Source organism: Faecalibacterium sp. An77 (assembly GCF_002161315.1).
Taxonomy (GTDB): Bacteria; Bacillota; Clostridia; order Oscillospirales; family Ruminococcaceae; genus Faecalibacterium.
Genome location: NZ_NFHK01000029.1, coordinates 15,447 through 31,665, shown reverse-complemented (window position 1 = coordinate 31,665; position 16,219 = coordinate 15,447). Strand labels below are relative to the sequence as shown.

Genomic DNA, 16,219 nt, shown 5'->3' with positions numbered 1-16,219 from the left:
TCTCGTGTTCCTGAATGTGGCTGTATTTTCTGGGCATAGCAAAGACCTCCTGTAGTAGTTTTATTCTACCACAGGAGGCCTTCTTTTTTCACTGTCTACTTTTACTGGAGCAGTTCAGACGGCGGGCTTTTTGTTGTTTTTGGCGCTGTGGAAACGACGGGGACTTATTCGCCCTGGCAGGTGCTCTCGGCGTCGGTGAGGAGGGCGCGCTGGCGGATTTTCTCCAGGGTGACCTCGCTGAGGATGTGTTCCGCCTTGCAGGCGTCCTCAGCGGCGGTCTTTTCGTCCACTCCCAGCTGCATAAAGAAGTGGGTCAGCAGACGGTGACGGCTGTAGATCCGCTCTGCGATTTCCTTGCCCGGCGGCAGCAGGGTCAGATTGCCCTCGCCGTCCACCGCGATGTAGCCGTTTTCGCGCAGCTTTTTCATGGCGATGCTGACGCTGGCCTTGGTGAAGCCCAGCTCATTGACAACGTCGATGGAGCGCACCTTGCCCTGACGCTCGGTCAGCATCAGGATGGTTTCCAGGTAATCTTCTGCGGACTGGTGGATGGTCATGATTGGTTCTGCCTCCTGTTTTCTGCCCGGCGGGCAGGTGATGATGGGATTATGATAAGAGTACCACAACCGGCGTCGTAACGCAAGGTCAGGGGGCCGGTTTCAGGCCGTTACAGGCTGGCCAGATAGGCGGCGGGGCCGGCCTGGTACAGGTCGCCTCCCACGCTGTCCAGAATGACGGTCAGAGGCATATCCTGGACGGTGAGCCGGCGGACCGCCTCACAGCCCAGATCGGGCCAGGCGATGACCTCCAGCGATTCCACGCTCTTGGCCATCAGGGCGCCGGCTCCGCCCAGGGCGGCCAGATAGACGGCGCCGTTGCGCTGGACTGCGGCCTTGACGGCGTCGCTGCGCTTGCCCTTGCCGATCATGATCTTGTTGCCCAGGTCCAGCAGACGGGGGGACATGGCGTCCATGCGGCCCGAGGTGGTGGGGCCCGCCGAGCCGATGACCTGACCGGGCCGCTCGGGGGTGGGGCCGACGTAGTAGATGGCGCTGCCCTCAATGGGGAAGGGCAGGGCCTCGCCGGCGTCCAGAGCCTCCATCATCCGCTTGTGGGCCTGGTCGCGGGCGGTGTACACCACCCCCGACAGCAGCACGGTGTCCCCGGCCCGCAGGGGGGCCAGGTCTTCCGCTGTGCAGGGGGCTGTCAGTTTGTATTCCATAGGGGTTCGACTCCTTGCTTGTAAACAGGTGAATGGCTGGGCCGGCGGCTCACAGCCGGGCGGTGGCCCGGCGGGTAACGTGACAGGAGACGTTCACCGCCACCGGCAGGCCGGCCACATGGGTGGCCATCTGCTCGATGGCCAGGCCCAGACAGGTGGTGCGGCCGCCGAAGCCCTGGGGCCCGATGCCCAGCGCGTTGATTTCCTCCAGCAGGGCTTTTTCCAGGCCGGCGTAGTAGGGGTCGGGATTGGGGACGTCCAGGGGACGCAGCAGGGCTTTCTTGGCCAGATAGGCCACCTTGTCAAAGCTGCCGCCCACGCCCACGCCCAGAATCACCGGCGGGCAAGGATTGGAGCCGGCCTGGCGGACGGTGTCCACCACAAACTGCTTGAATCCCTCCACGCCGTCGGCGGGCTTGAGCATCCCGATGCGGCTCATGTTCTCGCTGCCGAAGCCCTTGGGGGCCACGGTGATGGTGCAGCCCTCGCCGTTGACCAGATGGACGGTGATGGCGGCGGGGGTGTTGTCGCCGGTGTTGCCCCGGCGGAGGGGATCGGCGGCAATGCTCTTGCGCAGGTATCCGTCGGTGTAGCCCCGGCGGACGCCCTCGTGGATGGCGGCCTCAAAGTCCCCCTCGATGTGGACGTCGGTGCCCAGCTCCACAAAGACACAGGCCATGCCGGTGTCCTGGCAGATGGGCAGGCCGGCCTCGCCGGCGGCGGTCAGGTTGTCGCACAACAGGCCCAGGGTGGTCTGGGCCAGAGGCCAGGGCTCGGAGGCCCGGGCCGCCTGCAGAGCGGCTTCCACGTCGGCGGGCAGATGGGTGTTGGCCTCAATGCACAGGGCCGCCACCGCCTCGGTGATCCGCTGGGCGGGGATGGTTCTCATGGCGTTCCCTCCTTACAGCCGGGCCACGCCGGTCTCCCGGGCAGCCTGGGCCACGGCGTTGGCCACACTCTCGGCCACGCGGGGGTCAAAGGCGTTGGGGATGATGTACTCGTCGCTGCGCTCGGCGTCGGTGATCAGGTCGGCGATGGCGTAGGCGGCGGCCAGCTTCATGGAATCGTTGATGTCCCGGGCCCGCACCGACAGGGCGCCCTTGAACAGGCCAGGGAAGCACAGGACGTTGTTGACCTGGTTGGGGAAGTCGCTGCGGCCGGTGGCAATCACCCGCACGCCGCCGGCCTTGGCCTCGTCGGGCATGATCTCGGGGGTGGGGTTGGCCATGGCAAAGACGATGGCGTCCTTGGCCATGTGGCGGCACATCTCGGTGGTCAGGCAGCCGGGCTTGGACACGCCGATGAACACGTCGGCCCCTTCAATGGCCTCGGCCAGGCCGCCCTTGATCTGGCGGGGGTTGGTGACTTCGCCCAGCCAGTTCTTGTGGGCCTCGGCGCTGTTGCAGCCCTTGTACAGGGTGCCGAACTGGTCCACGGCGATGATGTCCTTGGCGCCGGCGGTCATCAGCATCTTGATGATGGCGGTGCCGGCAGCGCCGGGGCCGTTCAGGACGATGTGGGCGTCCTCCATCTTCTTGCCCACCACCCGCAGGGCGTTGATGAGGGCGGCGGTCACCACAATGGCGGTGCCGTGCTGGTCATCGTGAAAGACCGGGATGTCCAGCTCCTTCTCCAGCACCTGCTCGATCTCAAAGCACTCGGGGCTCTTGATGTCCTCCAGGTTGATGCCGCCGAAGGTGGGGGCGATGGCCTTGCAGGCCGCGATGACGCTGGCGGCGTCGGGGGCGTTGATGCAGACGGGGAAGGCGTCCACCCCGCCGAACTGCTTGAACAGGACCGCTTTGCCCTCCATCACCGGCAGGGCGGCTTCGGGGCCGATGTCACCCAGGCCCAGCACGGCGGTGCCGTTGGAGACCACCGCCACCATGTTGTTCTTAAAGGTGTAGCGGTAGACGTCCTCGGGGTTGGCGGCAATCTTGCGGCAGGGCTCGGCCACGCCGGGGGTGTAGGCGGTGGACAGATCGTCCCGGGTCTTGACCTCCACCTTGCTGACAATGCCCACCTTGCCGTGGTGGGTCTCGTGCATTTCGAGAGCTGCTTTATTGTAATCCATAGAATCCTCCTCCATATGGCTGACGTTTTTTCTATTGTAGCACAAAGGGGGCGGGCTTTTCCAGCCGCAGAGACCGCCATGGGGAAAGTTTATGGGAATTTTGTAAAAGAACTTTCTTTTTTTACAATTGTCCGCTATACTGAAGTACATCCTGCCCGGCCCGGGCAGATCTTTTGCACCCAATACAACCGGCGCGGCGGCCCGCTGCGCCCCTGTCATCAGGAGGTTTTTCACTTGAAGCATCTTCGTTCTGCTGCGGCGCTGGCCGCTGCGCTGGCGCTGGCGATTTCGGCGGCCGGCTGCGGCGCGTCCTCCTCGGAGGCCACCAGCTCGGTGCTGGGCCCCGCCGCCAATTACGACTATCAGAACTTTACCTACAGCCAGGGCCTCGACGCCAACGGCCATTGGGAGGGGGTCACCGCCCTGGACTATGTGACCCTGCCCGAGGACTTTGCCTCCGTCTCCCTGCGCAAGTCCGACGTGGAGCCCTCGGAGGAGGATCTCCAGGCCCAGTGGGACAGCCTGCTGGACAGCTACCGCATCAATCAGCCGGTCACCGGCCGGGCAGCTGAGGAGGGGGACATCGCCAACATCGACTACAGCGGTACGGTGGACGGCGTGGTCTTTACCGGCGGCACCGCCGAGGGCTATGACCTGACCCTGGGCAGCGGCACCTTTATCGCCGGCTTTGAGGATCAGATCATCGGCCACAACGTGGGGGACAACTTCGATGTGACCGTCACCTTCCCCGACGACTACGGCGACTCCACCGACGAGGCCGGCAACACCATCACCCTCTCGGGCAAGGAAGCCGTCTTCAACGTCACCCTGAACAGCCTGTCGGTCAGCGTTCTGCCCGAGGCCACCGACGCCTGGGTGGAGGAGAACTTCGGCGAGCTGAACGACCTGCACACCGTGGACCAGGTGGACCAGTACTTCTACGATGCCCTGTACCGGTCCAACCTGACCAACGCCATTGTGGACTACCTGACCGAGGAGTCCAAGGTGTCCAGCATTCCCGACGTGGTGCTGAACTACCAGGTGAACAGCCAGCTGAGTTAATACAACAACTACGCATCCATGTTCGGCTACAGCACCCTGGATGAGTTCCTGTCCGGCTTCCTGGGCTACGACAGCGCCGACGCCCTGCTGGCCGACACCGAGCAGGATATCCTGACCTCCTGCAACCAGCTGCTGATCTTCCAGGCGGTGGCCGAGAGCCTGAATCTGGCCCCCACCGACGCCGATCTGGAGACCTACGCCAGCTACACCGAGACCATGGGCGAGGGCTATGTCCATCTGCTGGCCCTCCAGGACCGGGTCCTGGCAACCCTGCGGGAAGGCGCTCAGGTGGCCTGATCCCAACCAAAACAGCATCGAACAAAAGAGCGCCCTTCCGGCTTGGAAGGGCGCTTTTGTTGTAAAGATTATTCTCGGTAGTCTTTTTCCAGGGAGAAGCCCCGGCCCCGGACCTCGGTGACCTCGCTGACCACCATAAAGCAGGCGGGGTCGATGGCCCGGACCAGCTTTTCCAGCCGGGGAAGCTGGCGGTTGGAGATGACGGTCAGCAGCAGCTGGCCGGGCTGGCGGAGATAGCCGCCCTCGGCGGACAGAAGGGTGACGCCCCGGTCCAGCTCCGAGAGGATCACCGAACGGATTTCGTCGGTGTGGGCGCTGATGATCTTGACCTCGGTGCGGTGCTCGCCTATCATGATGACCTTATCCAGAACGGTGGAGTAGACAAACACCAGCACGATGCCGTAGAGCACCTGTTCCTTGGGGCTGGAGACGGCCTGGGCCATCAGGATGGTGAGGTCAAAGACGGTCATGCTGACCGCCACCGGGATGCGGAAATACTTCTGGAGAACCAGCGGGGGAATGTCCATGCCGCCGGTGGAACCGCCGGTGCGGATGACGATGCCCAGAGAAATGCCGATGCCCAGCCCGGCGAAGATGGTGCACAGCAGCAGGTCGTCGGTGAGGACGTAATCCTGGAACAGTCCCTCCCAGATGGCCAGGGTGAGGGGGGACAGAAAGGTGCTGGCCAGGGTGGAGATGGCGAACCGGCGGCCCAGCAGGACCCAGCCCACCACCAGCATCAGGACGTTGACAAAGAGAAGCACTCCCGACACCGGCAGGCCGCTGACGCGGTTGGCGGCCAGGGCGATGCCGGTGGCGCCGCCAGTAATCAGGCCGGAGGGAATCAGGAACAGGACCACGGTGAGGGAGTAAAGGGCGTTGCCGGCCACCAGGGCCAGGGCGGTCCGCAGAATGCAGAGCGTTTCGCTGCGGTGATTCATGGCAGACACCTCCTTGATGCAGTATGCCACGCAAACGGAAAGAAATCAAAGCCCGGAGAAGGCCCGCACAAAAGTATGATATGGGCCTTGGGTCCGGACCTATCCGGGAAAAAGGGGTTTCCCCGGAACAAGGCAAAAAAGAAAAGCCCCGCGTCCACCGAAACCAGCAGACACGGGACAATTTTATTCTATCAAAAAGGCCCAGAGAGGTCAAGTGAAATCCCTGTGCATCAGATCTTCAGATCCTGCTCCCCCAGCACGTCGGAGGTGGGGGTGTCAAAGACCGGGATGTTGGCGTAGGGATCGGCGGCATCGTCGGCGGGCAGGGACTTCATATACTCGTCCATGGCGACGGCCACGTCCTTGGCCATGGCCACAGCCTCCACCACGGTGCGGGCGCCCTTGACGGCGTCGCCGCCGGCAAAGACGCCGGGACGGGTGGTGCGGCCGCTGGGATCCACCGTCAGCAGGCCCTTCTGGTTGGTGTCGATGCCGGTGGTGGTCTGAATCAGGCTGCTCTCAGAGCCCTGGCTCACCGAGATGATGACGCCGGTGTGGGCGTAGAATTTCTCGCTGCCCTCCACCTGGGTGAAACGGCCGTCCTCGCCCTTGACGGTGTCGCGGCAGATCAGGCCGTCGTCCCGGATCTCCACCGGGGCCTTGCAGAACCGGAAGCCCACGCCCTCCAGCTTGGCGTAGCTGACCTCATAGGCCGAGGCGCTGATGCAGCTCTCGTCCCGGCGGGCGTAGCAGGTGACGTGGCGGGCGCCGTTGCGGATGGCGGTGCGGGCGCAGTCCATGGCCGAGTTGCCCACGCCGATGACCGCCACATTGTCCCCCAGCCGGAAGGCCTTGCTGTTGGCCAGGTAGTCGATGCCGAAGGCCACATTGCCCAGGCTCTCGCCCTTGATGTGCATGGCGTTGGCCTTCCACAGGCCGGCGCCGATGAAAATGCTCTTGTAGCCGTCCCGGAACAGGTCGTCGATGGTGAGGGTGCGGCCGATTTCGGTGTTGGTGCGGACCTTGATGCCCTTCAGCTCCAGGTGACGGTACTGGAAGTCGTCCAGGACGCTGTCGGGCAGGCGGTAGTTGGGGATGCCGTACCGCATGACGCCGCCGATCTTGTCCCGGGCCTCAAAGATGGTGATGTCGTAACCCCACCGGGCCAGCAGCACCGCAATGGTCAGGCCGGCCGGGCCGGAACCAATGATGGCGGCCCGCATGCCGTTCTTGGGGGCGGGGCCGGCCACCATCTTGTTGGCGTAGGTGGTGGAAATGTAGTTCTCAATCACCGAGAAGTGTACCGGGTCGTGGGAGGGCATCCGGTTGCGGATGCAATGGCCCTCGCACTGCTTTTCGTGGTCGCAGACCAGGCTGCAGACGGTGGTCAGGGGGTTGTTTTCAAACAGCATCCGGCCCGCCTTGTCCATCTCGCCGGCCTTCAGCAGGCGGATGACTTCGGGAATGTTGGTGCTGATGGGGCAGCCCTGCTGGCACATGGGCTTTTTGCACCCCAGGCAGCGGTTGGCTTCGTCCAGAACGTGTAACGCCATAGATGATATCCTCCTTGTGTCCGATTGGTACGCTTCTCTGAAATGTTGTATCCAACAACAGATTACTATAATAATACACCCTTTGGCCACGGCTGTACAATGACGGATTCACTGATTTTCAGCAGGATTTTTTGGCTTTTTCGCCGGAAGTGCCAACGCCGGCGGGGCCAGGCTTCAAGAAAAGCCCCCGGCGGCGGGCCGGGGGCGGAAAAAACGATCAGTTGAACTTGACGATCTTGCGGGCGAGACGGTAGCCGAAGATGGTGACCTTGTCGCCGCCGGGGATTTTCAGGTTGGTGGCGCCGCCCAGGGACAGCTTGACCCGGCGGTAAACCCGGGGGCTCACATGGGCCCGCAGGTAGGCCCACAGATCGGCCTTCTTGACCTTGGCCTCGGGGCTGCCGTCCAGAATCAGGAAGATGTCGCTGATGGCCATCATGGTGGACAGATACTGGCTCATGTAGCTGCGCAGGCGGTGCTGCTCGGGGGGCAGGGCGTCCAGATCCTGGCAGTCGATCATGTACCGGGTCACCCGCAGCTGCTGGTCCACCCGTTTGACCATGACGCTCTCGTTGACGCTCTGGTCGGCCCGGCCGATGAAGTAGCGGTACAGGTCCAGATCCATGTAATACATGCTCTTGACGTAGGGCAGGGGCTGGTAGACAAAGATGTTGTCCACATAGAAGGTGTGCTTGGGCAGCACCATGCCGCAGCGGCGGAGCACCTCGGTGCGGTAGATGACCGAGTGCATCAGGATGTTCTGGTCGGGGCGGAAGTGGCCCACGTGCATCCAGGAGAACAGACGGTTCTGGGGGAACACGTTGGTGTAGCGGACGGTGTGGCTGGTGCCGTCCTCCACGTGCTCATAGACGTAGTTGCAGAACATCAGGTCGGGGGCGGCGCCGCGGTGGAGCAGGAGGCGGAGCCGGTTCAGCACCTTTTCCAGGGCCTCGGTGTCCAGCCAGTCGTCGCTGTCCACTACCTTATAATAAATGCCGGTGGCATTGCGGATGCCCTGGTTGACGCCCTCGCCGTGGCCGCCGTTCTCCTGGTGGATGGCCCGGACGATGGTGGGGTATTTGGCGGCGTATTCGTCGCAGATGGCGGGGGTTTCGTCCTTGGTGGAACCGTCGTCCACCAGGATGATTTCGGCGTCCTCCCCGGCGGTGAGCAGGGTATCGACACAGTGACGCATATAGGCCGCGGAGTTGTAACAGGGCACGGCAAAGGTGATGAGTTTTTGATCCATAATTGTTTAACCTCGTTTTGGATGGATAGACGTTGGCGGGACAGCCGCAGATCCCGGTCAGATGCGAGATAACCTTCCGCACCGGGGCGGATGGGAATGGCGCCCAGGGGGCATAGTTCCGTCCAGTGTCCGCGTTACAACTATTATACCATGTCATGAGGCAAAAATCTATCCGCCCCAAAGGCCTCAAAAACCCAAAAATGCTGGAAAATCCGCTAAAAACTCGTGAAAACAAGTCATAAAATGCGGACCGCTGGCCCCAAAACAAAAAATGTGGTATACTGCATACCGATCGACCGAAGGGAGGGCCATCATGGAGGATCAGTACAGCGTTTTAAAACGGGTGTTCGGCTATGACCGTTTCCGCCCGGGACAGGAGGAGATCGTGGAGGCGATTCTGTCGGGGCGGGATGTGCTGGCGGTGATGCCCACCGGCGCAGGCAAGTCCATCTGTTACCAGGTGCCGGCCCTGATGATGCCGGGGATCACCCTGGTGGTCAGCCCCCTCATCAGCCTGATGCAGGACCAGGTCCGGGCGCTGGTGGCGGCAGGCGTGCCGGCGGCCTACCTGAACAACAGCCTCAACGACAACCAGAAGGCCCTGATGCTCCGCCGCGCCCAGGAGGGCCGGTACAAAATCATTTATGTGGCGCCCGAACGGCTCCAGATGCCGGGATTTCTGCGGTTTGCCGAGGAACAGCCCATCAGCATGGTGACGGTGGACGAAGCCCACTGCATCAGCCAGTGGGGCCATGATTTCCGGCCCAGCTACCTGCAGATTCAGGATTTCGTCCGCCAGCTGCCCACCCGTCCGGTGGTCAGCGCCTTTACCGCCACAGCCACCGTCCGGGTTAAGGAGGACATCGAGGACAAGCTGGATCTGGAGCGGCCCTTCCGCCTGACCACCGGCTTTGACCGGCCCAACCTGCGGTTTGAGACCATGCGGGTGATCTCGGGGGAAAAGCCCCACGCCCTGGTGAAGTTCCTGCTGGAGGAGGGAGACGCCCCCGGCATCATCTATTGCAGCACCATCCGCCAGGTGGGTGAAGTGACCAACCTGGTGTCTCAGGTGGGAATTGCGGCGGCGCCCTACCACGGCAGAATGTCCCCGGAGGAGCGCAAGAAAAACCAGGAGGACTTCCTCTATGACCGCATCCAGGTGATGGTGGCCACCAACGCCTTCGGTATGGGCATCGATAAGCCCAATGTCCGCTTTGTCCTCCATTACAACATGCCCAAGGACATCGAGAGCTACTATCAGGAGGCGGGCCGCGCCGGCCGGGACGGGGAACCGGCCCGCTGCGTTTTGTTCTACGCCCCCAGCGACGTGCGGATTGCCCAGTACCTCATTGACCGGGAGGAGCAATCCGGCGACCAGCCCGACGAGGTGCGCCAGGCCGTGGCCGAACAGGCCCGGGAACGGCTCAAGTACATGACGTTTTACGCCACCACCCGGCGGTGCCTGCGGGCGGATCTGCTCCGCTATTTTGGAGAAAAGAGCCCCATGACCTGCAACAACTGTTCCAACTGCCTGGCCGTCAAGGTGCCTGTGCCCCAGCGCCGCGCGCCCGACCCCAACGACCCCACAACCGATCCCAACCGCCGCAAGGCCAGCCGGGAGGCCGCCCGCCTCACCCTCAGCACCCAGGACGAAGAACTGCTGGCCGCCCTCTATGCCCTGCGCAAGGAGCTGGCCCGCAAGGAAAAACTGCCGGCCTTCATGGTTTTCTCCGACGCCACCCTGCGGGATATCTGCACCCGCCGTCCCACCACCAAGGAAGACCTGCTTCAAATCAGCGGCATCGGCGAAACGAAGGCCGCCCGGTATGGCCCTGCATTTTTGACCCTGGTCAAACGGCATGCCAAGTAAATGATAAAAATATTTTTATTATTTTAATTTCCTCCAACCCTGCGGGTTCACCTCTTGTGCTTAGCCAGTTTTCTCTGCGAGTCAGAAAATCAGGTTTTGAGGTGGTTTGCATCGTACCGGAGCGCAGCTCCGAACGCCGGGAGCGAGCCGGAGCGTAACGGCTCCGCGGAACCGTCGGAGACCCAGAAAGTTGATGGTACCCAGTAAAGCTTTTTGCCAAGCTTTTTCTCGAAAAAGCGGGGAGCACTTGTAAGTTACGTTAAAATGAGGTAAAATAAAGCGATCTGAACGGATGCTGCCAAACGCGCAGCGATAGATTGGAAGGGAGGGGCCGAAAGGCTTTCAAAACACATGATCTTAGCCATCGATATAGGCAACACCACCGTCGCCCTGGGCGGCATCAAGGACGGACGTGTATGCTTTGTGGCCCATATGGATACGGTGCGCACCCGTACCGCAGCCGAGTACCGTGCTGAAATGGATCGGATTTTTTCGCGGCGGCGCAACCCCGAACGCAAAGTGTGGTTCGAGGGGGCTGTGCTGACCAGCGTTGTGCCTCAGCTCACAGGAGCTCTGGCGGTGTGCGCACGGCACTATACCGGCAAGGACCCGGTGATTGTGGGTCCCGATATCCGCACCGGCCTGACCATTGGGGTTCCTGATCCCTCCGCTGTGGGCAAGGACCGGATTGCAGACGCCGCCTATGCGGCGGCCAATTACCCTCTGCCGGTGATTACGGTGGACCTGGGCACCGCCACGACCTTTAATGTGGTGGATGAAAACCGGGTGTTCCGGGGCGGGGTGATCTGCCCCGGCCTGTCCACCGGCCTGCGGGCGCTGGGAGACCGGTGCGCCCAGCTGCCCCAGATTCATCTGGCGCGGCCCCGCCACGCCATCGGCACCACTACTCAGGAATGTATGCTCTCGGGCTCGGTGATGGGCACCGCCGTCCTTCTGGACGGAATGACGGCCCGGATCGAAGAGGAGCTGGGCTGCTCCGCCACCCTGGTGCTGACCGGCGGCCTGGCCAAATATGTGGCCCCCCTGTGCCGGCATCCCCTGACCTATGACCCCGAACTGATGCTGAAGGGTCTGGCTTTGCTGTATGAGATGAACAGCCGTCCGGCCCGCCGGGGCGACAGCCGCCGCCTGCATCCCTCGCGCCGGGAAGACCAGCCCCGGGGCGGGCGGCAGATGAAAAGGAGGACGGCAGGATGAAACTGGGCATTGTAGGCAGCGGAAAAATCGTCCAGGAGTTTCTGCCCTGGCTGGCACAGTCGCCGGTGGTGGAGGTGGCTGCCCTGTGCAGCACCCAGCGCAGCGCGGCCCAGGCCAAGGCCCTCTGTGAACAATATGGAGTCCCCCTTCATACCACCGACTATGAGGAACTGCTGAAGGCGGTGGATACCGTCTATGTGGCGCTGCCCAATCTGCTCCACACCGCCTATACCAGGGCGGCGCTGGAGGCGGGCCGGAACGTCATTGTGGAAAAGCCGCTGGCGCCCTGCGCCGCGGAGGCGGTCCAGCTGGCCGACCTGGCCCGCAAAAAGGGCCTGTTCCTCTTTGAGGCAGTCACCACCCTGTACATGGAAAATTACCACAAACTGCGTCAGCTGCTGCCCCGGGTGGGCCCGGTGAAGCTGGTGCAGTGCAATTTCAGCCAGTATTCCAGCCGGTACGACGCCTTCTGCGCCGGCCAGGTGGCCCCCGTCTTTGACCCCAACCAGGCGGGCGGCGCGTTGATGGATCTGGCCGTCTACAACATCAGCTATCTGGTGGGCCTGTTCGGAGAGCCCCAGCAGGTCCATTATACCGCCAATGTGGAGCGCGGCATCGATACCAGCGGCATCCTGACCATGGATTACCGCTCCTTCAAGGCGGTGAGCATCGCCGCCAAGGACTGCGCGGCCCCGCCCCGGTATGTGATCCAGGGCACCCGCGGCTATCTGCTCCAAAAGAGTACCGCCAATTTCTGCGGCCCTCTCACCCTCCATCTCAACGATGGAAAAGAGGAACACTTCTCCCTCAACGGCAAGCGCCCCCGCTGTGCGGCGGAATTTGAGGCGTTTGCCCGGGCCATTGACGCCGGCGACCAGGAAATGTGCAGCGGCATGCTGGACACCTCCCTGGCGGTGAGCCGGGTTTTGACGGTGGCCCGGAAGGATGCGGGGATTCGGTTCCCCTGCGACAGGTAAACGCCTCTCGGCATTTTGTACCGGCACTCCAACCCAAGGCCGGACGAATCATGCAGCCGCCGCCCGGCGGTCGGGCCGCGGCAGAGAGGATGGAATAGAAAAAGGCGGTGGGAAGGTCCGACTGTGGGGCCGGACGAAAAAGCTTTGGTTCGCAAACACAAAAACAATAGTTTTGCGCTGTATCCGTTTTTGAGGGCGGAACGGCAGCAGGAGGAATGACATTATGAATCGCAATCATACCAATCTTCAGGCATTGACCCGGCTGGCCCTGTTGGTGGCCATCGAACTGGTGATGAAGGCCATCGGCCTGGGCAGCGTGCCGGTGGGCCCGCTGTACATGAGCTTTTTGACCCTGCCCATTGCGGTGGGCGCCATCACCATGGGTCCTCTGGCCGGTCTGATTCTGGGCGCCGTGTTCGGTGCGGTCAGCTTCTATGACGCCATCACCGGCGGCTCCGCCATGACCAGCGCCCTGTTCCAGGTCAGCCCGCTGCACACCTTCATCCTGTGCGTGGGCATGCGTCTGCTGATGGGCCTGTGCGTGGGCCTGATCTATGAGGCCCTGCGCCGCCTGGACAAGAAGGGGAACTGGAGCTGCATCGTCAGCGCCATGTGCGCCCCGCTGCTCAACACCGTTTTCTTCATGGGCTACATCGTCCTGGCCTTCTATAACTGCGACTACGTCCAGGGTCTGGTGGCCGCCAACGGCGCTACCAACCCCCTGATCTTTGTGGTCCTGCTGGTGGGCGTCCAGGGCGTGGCGGAGTTCCTGGTCAGCGGTCTGCTGGGCGGCATCGTGGCACGCGCCGTGGAGCGGTATATCAAATAAATCCAAACGATCCCTTTTGCATCGGAGGCAGGCCGGAAGGCCTGCCTTTTTTGCTGCGGTCTGCACACCCTGGCCCCGGCCCGCATAGGCTGAGTCACAGGGGGGATGCACCATGACAGATAAGCTCTTTGCGGTGGTAGGCGACGACGCCCGGCAGGCGGCCGCAGGCCGGGCCCTGGCCCGGGCGGGATTCCAGGTGGGCGGGCCGGGACAGATCGGCTGGGCCGACTATATTCTGCTGCCCCTGCCGCTGGATGTGGAGGCGGTGGGGCTGGCGGGACTTCTGCGGGCCGCCAAACCGGGGGCCCTGGCTCTGGCCGGCAAACCCTCCGCCGAGGCCCGGCGTCTGGCCCGGGAGGCGGGCATCACCATGGTGGACTACTTTGCCCGGGAGGAGCTGACCGTCCTCAACGCCATCCCCACGGCGGAGGGGTGCATCGGGATTCTGCTGGAACGCCGGGTGCGGACTCTGTGGGACGCGCCGGTGCTGGTGACCGGCTATGGCCCGGTGGGGCAGGCGCTGGCGGTGCGCCTGACGGCCCTGGGCGCCCATGTGACGGTGGCGGCCCGGCGGGCCTCCCAGCGGGCCCTGGCCCGGAGTCAGGGGGCCCACTGGGTGATCCCGCTGGAAGAGCTGACGGCGGCAGCCCCCGGCTTTGACGCGGTGGTAAACACCATTCCGGCCCTGGTCCTGACCCGGCCGGTGCTGGCGGCCCTGCGGCCCGGCAGCCTGATTGTGGATCTGGCCAGCCGGCCGGGAGGCACCGATTTTGCCGCGGCGGCCGCGCTGGGCCATACCGCCCTGCCGGCCCTCAGTCTGCCCGTGCGCTGTGCGCCCGAGAGCGCGGGAGAATATGTGGCCAATACGGTGCTGGAAATCATCAGGGAACGGGCGGAACAGGAGGCGGCAGGATGAACGGGAATCAGATCGGCACGGTGGCCTTTGCCCTGTGCGGAAGCTTTTGTACTTTTGAGGCGGCGGTACCCCAGGCGGCGAAACTGGCGGCCCGCGGCTGGCAGGTGATCCCGGTGATGAGCTTTGCGGCGGCGGGCACCGATACCCGGTTTGGCAGCGCCGCCGGCTGGAAAGCCAAGCTGGAGGCGGCCGCCGGCCGCCCGGTGCTGGATACCCTGACCGGGGTGGAGCCTCTGGGCCCCAAACACATGGCCGACGCCCTGGTGATTGCTCCCTGTACCGGGGCCACCCTGGCCCGGCTGGCGGCGGGGCTGTCCGACACCCCGGTGACGCTGGCGGCCAAGAGCCTGCTGCGGGTGGGGTGCCCGGTGGTGGTGGCGGTGTCCACCAACGACGGCCTGGGGGCCTCGGGAGAGAACATAGCCCGCCTGATGCAGCGGAAGGGCTTCTATTTTGTCCCCTATGCCCAGGACGATCCGGTGGGCAAACCCCAGAGCCTCAAGGCCGATATGACCCTCATTCCCCGGACCCTCCGGGAGGCCATGGCGGGCCGCCAGCTCCAGCCGGTGCTGCTGCAGAGACCTCTTTTCCCTCAATAAAAAGTGTGCTATACTATAAAAGATCCAGAAAGAGGCGGAGCGCCGGGCGCTTTTGCCGGGAAAGAGGGAAGAATGAAACAACTGACCACAGCTCTTGCAGCCTTTGCGGTTCTGCTGGTGCTGACAGCCTTCGGGCTGCCGGCCGGGGCGGCGGGCCCGTCTCTGGGCGCCACCCAGGCCTATTGTATCATTGATGCCGAGACCGGCCTGGTGCTGGCCCAGCAGAACATGGACCAGGAGCTGCACCCGGCCTCCATCACCAAGGTGATGACCCTGGGCCTGGCCTGCGAAAAGGCCCAGGGAGACTGGACCGGCGTGGTGACGGTGAGCCATGAGGATGTGTATTCCCTGGCCGGCACCGATTCCAGCCACATCGCCCTGCTGGAAGGGGAACAGGTCCCGGTGAAGGACCTGCTCTACGCCACCATGATGGCCAGCGCCAACGACGGGGCCAACGTGCTGGCGGAATACTTCGGGGGCGGGTCCATCGCCGACGGCGTTCAGGCCATGAACGACCAGGTGGCCGAGCTGGGTCTGGCCCACACCCATTTTGCCAACCCCCACGGCATCAGCGACGAAAACCACTATACCAGCTGCTACGACATGGCCCAGATTCTCCGCTGGGCTTTGACCCAGCCGGGGTTTGAGGAGCTGTTCACCAACAACGAGATGTATATCATGCAGCCCACCAACCTCCAGCCGGTGACCCGTTACTTCTCCCAGCAGGACTCCATGCGGATCGGTTCCAGCATGTTCTATGAGCCCACCATCCTGGGGTCCAAGATCGGGTACACCGACATTGCGCGCCAGACCTATGTCTGCCTGGCCGAGAAAAACGGGGTCAAGGTGATCTGCGTGACCATGCGCAGCGAGAGCAAGGCCGACCGCTACACCGACGTCCGCGCCCTGCTGGACTATGCCTTCTCCACCTGGACCGGCTATACCGATGTCCCGGGCATGACCGGCGCGGCCAGCATCACGGTGCGGGGCGGCGGCGATGTGCTGGGCACCCTGAGCCTGGATGCACCGGGCATCCGGGTGCCGCTGGCGGCGGGCCTGACGGCGGAGGACGTGACCCTCAGCATCGACCTGCCCGAGGTGTACACCCTGGGCGGCGAGCTGAACGGCTGGGCGGTGTACACCGTCCACGGCGGAGACTGGCAGGAAACCGCCAGCATCCGGGTGCCGCTGACCACCACCGGCCTGCGGAATGTTCTGGAAACCAGCCGCGGCGCCGCCCACCCGGCGGCCGGGGATGTGGCGCCCCGCTCGGGGATTCCCATGGTGATGGGAGCCGCTGTGCTGGCGGTGGTGATTGTGGGGGCCGGCGCTTTCTGGTACAGCCGCCGCGGCGCTGTTGTACGCTTAAACAGGGCACAACCTGCTGATAGTTCTTATAAACAAAAATAAAA

Annotated in this window: 16 protein-coding genes; 9 read left to right on the top strand and 7 right to left on the bottom strand. The window is 63.4% G+C overall.

What is annotated here, in order from left to right:
- Window positions 1–164: 164 nt before the first annotated feature.
- The 4 genes from B5G28_RS09915 to B5G28_RS09900 form a co-directional block, all read right to left on the bottom strand.
- Window positions 165–557, bottom strand: coding sequence for a metal-dependent transcriptional regulator (locus B5G28_RS09915; RefSeq protein WP_087248321.1), 393 nt, complete (start codon window positions 555–557; stop codon window positions 165–167).
- Window positions 558–667: 110 nt separating this feature from the next.
- Window positions 668–1,222 carry a Fe-S-containing hydro-lyase gene (locus B5G28_RS09910; RefSeq protein ID WP_087248319.1) on the bottom strand — a complete coding sequence of 185 codons (555 nt, stop codon included), beginning with the start codon at window positions 1,220–1,222 and terminating at the stop codon, window positions 668–670.
- Between the two features lie 49 nt (window positions 1,223–1,271).
- Window positions 1,272–2,111: a fumarate hydratase gene (locus B5G28_RS09905; RefSeq protein WP_087248317.1), complete on the bottom strand. Its 840-nt coding sequence runs from the start codon at window positions 2,109–2,111 to the stop codon at window positions 1,272–1,274.
- Window positions 2,112–2,123: 12 nt separating this feature from the next.
- The gene (locus B5G28_RS09900) at window positions 2,124–3,296 is read right to left on the bottom strand and encodes a malic enzyme-like NAD(P)-binding protein (protein ID WP_087248315.1); all 1,173 of its coding nucleotides are present in this window, start codon (window positions 3,294–3,296) and stop codon (window positions 2,124–2,126) included.
- 234 nt (window positions 3,297–3,530) lie between these two features.
- Between B5G28_RS09900 and B5G28_RS15060 the strand changes: the two genes are divergently transcribed.
- Complete coding sequence (locus B5G28_RS15060; protein WP_242967573.1) at window positions 3,531–4,358, top strand: FKBP-type peptidyl-prolyl cis-trans isomerase; 828 nt, start codon at window positions 3,531–3,533, stop codon at window positions 4,356–4,358.
- An 18-nt stretch (window positions 4,359–4,376) separates the two neighbouring features.
- Window positions 4,377–4,655, top strand: a complete 279-nt coding sequence (locus B5G28_RS15055; RefSeq protein ID WP_242967572.1) for a hypothetical protein — start codon at window positions 4,377–4,379, stop codon at window positions 4,653–4,655.
- Between the two features lie 68 nt (window positions 4,656–4,723).
- Here B5G28_RS15055 and B5G28_RS09890 read toward each other — a convergent pair whose 3' ends face one another.
- The 3 genes from B5G28_RS09890 to B5G28_RS09880 all read right to left on the bottom strand — a co-directional run bounded on the left by B5G28_RS09890 (window position 4,724) and on the right by B5G28_RS09880 (window position 8,398).
- Window positions 4,724–5,596, bottom strand: a complete 873-nt coding sequence (locus B5G28_RS09890; protein ID WP_087248313.1) for a YitT family protein — start codon at window positions 5,594–5,596, stop codon at window positions 4,724–4,726.
- Between the two features lie 230 nt (window positions 5,597–5,826).
- Window positions 5,827–7,149: an NAD(P)-dependent oxidoreductase gene (locus tag B5G28_RS09885; RefSeq protein WP_087248312.1), complete on the bottom strand. Its 1,323-nt coding sequence runs from the start codon at window positions 7,147–7,149 to the stop codon at window positions 5,827–5,829.
- A gap of 217 nt (window positions 7,150–7,366) precedes the next feature.
- A complete protein-coding gene (locus B5G28_RS09880; protein ID WP_087248310.1) occupies window positions 7,367–8,398 on the bottom strand; it encodes a glycosyltransferase family 2 protein in 1,032 nt (343 codons plus the stop codon).
- 313 nt (window positions 8,399–8,711) lie between these two features.
- On the opposite strand from B5G28_RS09880, the gene B5G28_RS09875 reads away from it, so the two are divergent.
- The 7 genes from B5G28_RS09875 to B5G28_RS09845 all read left to right on the top strand — a co-directional run bounded on the left by B5G28_RS09875 (window position 8,712) and on the right by B5G28_RS09845 (window position 16,217).
- Window positions 8,712–10,268, top strand: a complete 1,557-nt coding sequence (locus B5G28_RS09875) for an ATP-dependent DNA helicase RecQ (RefSeq protein ID WP_087248308.1) — start codon at window positions 8,712–8,714, stop codon at window positions 10,266–10,268.
- 351 nt (window positions 10,269–10,619) lie between these two features.
- A complete protein-coding gene (locus B5G28_RS09870) occupies window positions 10,620–11,486 on the top strand; it encodes a type III pantothenate kinase (RefSeq protein ID WP_087248306.1) in 867 nt (288 codons plus the stop codon).
- Window positions 11,483–12,463, top strand: coding sequence for a Gfo/Idh/MocA family oxidoreductase (locus B5G28_RS09865; RefSeq protein WP_087248304.1), 981 nt, complete (start codon window positions 11,483–11,485; stop codon window positions 12,461–12,463). Before B5G28_RS09870 ends, B5G28_RS09865 begins: the two co-directional genes overlap by 4 nt.
- A 223-nt stretch (window positions 12,464–12,686) precedes the next feature.
- Window positions 12,687–13,292 (top strand): ECF transporter S component, encoded by a 606-nt coding sequence (locus tag B5G28_RS09860; protein ID WP_087248302.1) that lies wholly within the window; start codon window positions 12,687–12,689, stop codon window positions 13,290–13,292.
- 112 nt (window positions 13,293–13,404) lie between these two features.
- Entirely contained in the window at window positions 13,405–14,208 is an 804-nt protein-coding gene (locus B5G28_RS09855) for an NAD(P)-dependent oxidoreductase (protein WP_087248300.1), read from the top strand.
- Window positions 14,205–14,807 carry a dipicolinate synthase subunit B gene (locus tag B5G28_RS09850; RefSeq protein ID WP_087248298.1) on the top strand — a complete coding sequence of 201 codons (603 nt, stop codon included), beginning with the start codon at window positions 14,205–14,207 and terminating at the stop codon, window positions 14,805–14,807. The genes B5G28_RS09855 and B5G28_RS09850 overlap by 4 nt, the downstream gene beginning before the upstream one ends.
- A 72-nt stretch (window positions 14,808–14,879) precedes the next feature.
- Complete coding sequence (locus B5G28_RS09845) at window positions 14,880–16,217, top strand: serine hydrolase (RefSeq protein ID WP_087248296.1); 1,338 nt, start codon at window positions 14,880–14,882, stop codon at window positions 16,215–16,217.
- The last annotated feature ends 2 nt before the right edge of the window (window positions 16,218–16,219 follow it).